At 70.7% G+C, this 3,775-nt stretch carries 4 protein-coding genes and 2 pseudogenes; 2 read left to right on the top strand and 4 right to left on the bottom strand.

What is annotated here, in order from left to right; all coding sequences use genetic code 11:
- Together IQ216_RS12480 and acsF are read right to left on the bottom strand one after the other, a co-directional pair.
- Positions 1 to 271: pseudogene (locus IQ216_RS12480) on the bottom strand (heme oxygenase); the annotation flags it as partial.
- A 110-nt stretch (positions 272 to 381) separates the two neighbouring features.
- The gene (acsF, locus tag IQ216_RS12475) at positions 382 to 1,413 is read right to left on the bottom strand and encodes a magnesium-protoporphyrin IX monomethyl ester (oxidative) cyclase (RefSeq protein ID WP_193815740.1); all 1,032 of its coding nucleotides are present in this window, start codon (positions 1,411 to 1,413) and stop codon (positions 382 to 384) included.
- A gap of 170 nt (positions 1,414 to 1,583) precedes the next feature.
- Between acsF and IQ216_RS12470 the strand changes: the two genes are divergently transcribed.
- Positions 1,584 to 1,889, top strand: a complete 306-nt coding sequence (locus IQ216_RS12470) for a metalloregulator ArsR/SmtB family transcription factor (RefSeq protein ID WP_193815739.1) — start codon at positions 1,584 to 1,586, stop codon at positions 1,887 to 1,889.
- Positions 1,889 to 2,563, top strand: coding sequence for a pentapeptide repeat-containing protein (locus IQ216_RS12465; protein WP_193815738.1), 675 nt, complete (start codon positions 1,889 to 1,891; stop codon positions 2,561 to 2,563). Before IQ216_RS12470 ends, IQ216_RS12465 begins: the two co-directional genes overlap by 1 nt.
- A gap of 34 nt (positions 2,564 to 2,597) precedes the next feature.
- On the opposite strand, the gene IQ216_RS12460 is transcribed toward IQ216_RS12465, so the two are convergent.
- Both IQ216_RS12460 and IQ216_RS12455 read right to left on the bottom strand, forming a co-directional pair.
- Positions 2,598 to 3,614 carry a BadF/BadG/BcrA/BcrD ATPase family protein gene (locus tag IQ216_RS12460; RefSeq protein ID WP_228007481.1) on the bottom strand — a complete coding sequence of 339 codons (1,017 nt, stop codon included), beginning with the start codon at positions 3,612 to 3,614 and terminating at the stop codon, positions 2,598 to 2,600.
- Between the two features lie 19 nt (positions 3,615 to 3,633).
- Positions 3,634 to 3,775, bottom strand: a pseudogene (locus IQ216_RS12455) (putative bicarbonate transporter, IctB family); the annotation flags it as partial.

Below are 3,775 nucleotides of genomic sequence, written 5' to 3'. Positions count from 1 at the left end.
GCTCGGTGGCCCCCAGGGCTGCGGCGAGGGCCGGCGCGTTCTGCTCCAGCAGGGCGTAGGCGGGAGCCAGGGCCCGCAGCAGGGAGGCCAGCTGCAGGGGATGGGCTTCCCCGGCCAGCAGGGCCCGGGAGAAGTGCATCCCCTCGGCGCGGTGGTGGGCCTTGCCGATGCGGGCATGCAGCTTGCGGACCCGGGGGCCGAGCTGCCGCCGCCGCCGGGCGTCCTCAGCGCTGGCGTGGTCGGAAACGGAGGCGGGATGGGTGGTGGGCATGGTGAAACCGGCAATCAACGACATAACGATAGCGTTGTAAAGCCCTGGCGCAACAATGGCAGGGGTGCCTGTTGTCTTGCGTCACGTGCCGGGGGATTGGCCGTGCGGCCTCAAGCCGGGGCCGAGCCCGCAGCCACCATCGGCTGGCAGAACTGGCGCAGCAGCAGCGTGGCGAAGCGTCCCTGCAGCACCAGGCGGCGCAGAGGCCTGTTCCTGGCCTGGCGCAGCTCCCGAAAGGTGGTCACCAGGCGATCACGCAGGGCCAGGAACGCGCTCTCCTCCAGATCAAATACCACCGGAAAGGCCCGGCGGGCGGTGCGGTTGGTCTGCCGCATCACCTCGGCGTCGAACTGGTTGGGATCGAGGCCCAGCAGCTGGTAGAAGTCGCCGCGCTCACACACGGTGAGGCTGTGGGTGAGAAACACGCTCCAGAGGAAGAAGCGGCTCAGCAGGCGCCCGTGCCAGCCGCTGTTGAGCCCGGGCCAGCAGCGGATCAGCATGTTGAAGATGTCGCCATGGCGGTTTTCGTCCTGACACCAGGGCTCGAAGAAATCAAACAGCGGCGCGAACGAATTCTCCGGATGGAGCTTGAGGTGCCGATCGATCAGGATGTAACGCCAATAGCCGATCTTCTCGGAGAGGTACACCGAATAGAGCACCCAGTTGAGGGGGAACCAGGTGATCGGGCGTTTGCCGCCCATGGCCGGCAGGTCGATCTCGATCCCCTCCGCCACCAGGGCCCGGTTGAGAAAGCCGGCGTGGCGGGCCTCATCGCGGGCCATCAGGCTGAACAGGCGGCTGAGCTCCGGGCGCTGGGCACGCTGTAACTGGCGGGAGAGCTCCTTGAACAGCAGGAAGCCGGAGAACTCCGACACGCAGGAGCGCACCAGATAGCTCTCGTAGGCCGTTTGTTCGGTCTCGCTGAGGCTGGAGAGCCGGCCCAGGCCAGCCCGACGATCGAAGTGGTCGCGGTTGTAGTCCGTTTCCATCTCCTGGAGCATCGCCTCGAACGACGCCCGCTGAGGGTCCAGGTCGGTGCGGGCGGCCTTGCCGATTTCCGTGGTGTAGAAGCGCGGCGTCAGCAGGTCTTCGCGCAGGTGCGGAGCGGAGCCGGCTGTCGCCGTGGCGGGGGCTGTGGTCATGGCCGAGACATGAGCAGGGAGGAGGAGGAGCGGCCAGGCAAGGCCCGCAAACCCGCCTCAACTTATAACGTCATCGTGATGCTGCGTCATCTGCATGACGCTGAATGGCGTTACAATTCAGCTCTTGGCTCCTGCTCCAACACCCTCACGCCCGCCCCGCTCGCCCACCGATGGAACACCTGGCCGACTACTTCAAAGTGTTTTCCGAGCCCAACCGCCTGGCGGTGCTCGAGGCCTTGCGGGCCGGCCCGCTCAACGTCACCGCCGTGGTGGAGGCCACCGGCCTCAGCCAGGCGCTGGTGTCGAAGCACCTGAAGCTGCTCACCATCGCCGGCGTGGTGCAACGCCGCCCCGAGGGCGCCCTGGTGTATTACGCCGTGATCGATGCGGCCGTGTTCCAGCTGATGGCCGAGGCCCAGCGCCTGCTGCTGGAATCCCGGCGTCAGCAGCTCAACGCCCTGGCCGCCATCCTCTGATGGTACCGAGCCCCGGCGCCAGGTCCCTGCCGAGCACGCTGGGCGAGCTGCGCGCGGCCCTGGTGGCCGGCGTGCGCGAGCTCGGCGGCCTGCAGCTGGCTGAGCTGGATGCCCACGACCTCGACCTCTCCCACTGCAACCTGAGCGGTGGTTGCTTCAAGGAGGCCCGCTTCGGCCGCGCCAGCCTCCGCCAGGCGCGTGTGGAGGGTTGCTGCTTCCAGCGGGCCCTGATCTGGGGCGCCGACCTCTCCGGTCTCAGGGCGGCCCAGTCCTTCTGGCAGGAGGCCGACCTCTCCGGCTCCCGGCTCCAGGCCGCCGATTTCTCGGCGGCCCAGCTGCACCGCTGCTGCCTGCGCGGGGTGGTGGCCGCCGGCAGCTGCTGGGCCCAGGCCCGGCTGGTGGAGGCCGACTTCCGCTCCGGTCTCGACCAGCTCACCGACCTGGGCCAGGGCGATTTCCACGGCGCCGACCTCTGCTTTGGACTGCTGCAGGGGGCCAACCTGCATGCCGCCAACCTGCAGGGCTGCAGCCTTTATGGCGCCAGCCTGGCCGGCGCCGACCTGCGCCAGGCGGACCTGCGTGGCTGTGACCTGCGGGACACCGACCTGGCGGGGGCCCAGCTGGAGGGCGCTCAGCTCGATGGTGCCCTGCTGCCGTGCCATCTCACGGCCTAGGCCGCTGCCGGCTGCTGGACGTGCGCCGTCGCGCTCAGAGCTGTTCAACCGCGAGGGCCAGGGCTCCGGCGCAGGCGTCGCCAGCGGGCGTGGCGAGACTGGCCTGGGGTAGTTGGCTTTCCAGGGCCAGCTCCAGCTGCCGGCGCAGGCCTCTGAGGTGCTCCAGGGCTCCACCCATGGGCCAGATCCTGGGCTGCTCCAGGTTCAGCTCCCGGGCGATGGTGGCCGCCATCGCCGCCAGGGCCCCGGCATGGCGGCGCACGATGGCCCGGGCGGCGGCATCGCCGTCTTCGGCGCAGGCCACCACCACCGGGGCCAGCCGCGCGAACCCCGCCGGGCCGAATTCCGGCGTCACCACCAGGGCCTTGATGCCCTGAGGACTGTGGGGCTGATCCGGATCAAGGCCCAGCTCGTCCCACAGCCGCCGCCTCAGATCGCTGCCGGGCCGGCGACCATCGGCCATCTCCAGGGACACGCCCAGCCCATCGCGGCCGATGTCCATGGCCGAGCCCATCCCATCCAGCAGCCAGCCCCAGCCGGCACAGCGGTGCTCGCGGCCCTCACGGTTGCGGCCCACGGCGATCGTGCCGGTGCCGCTGATCAGCACCAGCCCCTCCGGGGCGGTCCCCATGGCGCCCCGCAGGGCGGCGCGCTCATCGCCGGTCACCAGCAGGCGACCGTGGGGCAGCTGCAGGGCCTCGGCGGCCAGCCGGGTGCCCTCGGCCTGGATGCCGCTGCCTACTTCGATGCCGCTGGCGCCGATGCCCACCGCCGCCAGCAGGGGATGGTGGCCCGGCAGGTGCTGCTGGCGCGCTCCAGCGGGCACTGGGGCCCCGTCGCTGAGGCCGGAGGCCGCCAGGGCCAGAGCCAGGCTGGTGCGCAGGGCCTGGCAGAAGGCCTCGGGACCGCCGGGCGCAGCGAGGTGGCGAACGCCGGGGCCCTCGCCCTGGGCGAGACAGGTCCAGCTGCCGCCGGGGTCGCGCTGGGCCAGCCGACAGGTGGTGTGGGTCTGGCCGGCGTCGAAGCCGGCGATCAGGGCTGGGGGTGCCATCGCCGCCTCTGCCATCGCTTCAGCCCTGCAGGCGGCGCCGCTGGCTGGCGGCAGCCAGGGTGGCCACGCTGAACCAGGCGCTGAGCTGCACCTCCGGCCGGAAGAAGATCGTGTCGGTGAGTCCCTGCACCGCCAGGCCTGCGATCACGGCCAGGGCGGCG

The sequence above is a fragment of the Cyanobium sp. LEGE 06143 genome (assembly GCF_015207535.1).
Taxonomy (GTDB): domain Bacteria; phylum Cyanobacteriota; class Cyanobacteriia; order PCC-6307; family Cyanobiaceae; genus NIES-981.
The sequence above is the reverse complement of the archived record's forward strand: the minus strand, read 5'-3'. Positions and strand labels throughout refer to the sequence as shown.

Coding starts and splice junctions, on each gene's coding strand:
- acsF (WP_193815740.1), bottom strand. CDS start 1,413: ATGACCACAGCCCCCGCCACGGCGACAGCCGGCTCCGCTCCGCACCTG.
- IQ216_RS12470 (WP_193815739.1), top strand. CDS start 1,584: ATGGAACACCTGGCCGACTACTTCAAAGTGTTTTCCGAGCCCAACCGC.
- IQ216_RS12465 (WP_193815738.1), top strand. CDS start 1,889: ATGGTACCGAGCCCCGGCGCCAGGTCCCTGCCGAGCACGCTGGGCGAG.
- IQ216_RS12460 (WP_228007481.1), bottom strand. CDS start 3,614: ATGGCACCCCCAGCCCTGATCGCCGGCTTCGACGCCGGCCAGACCCAC.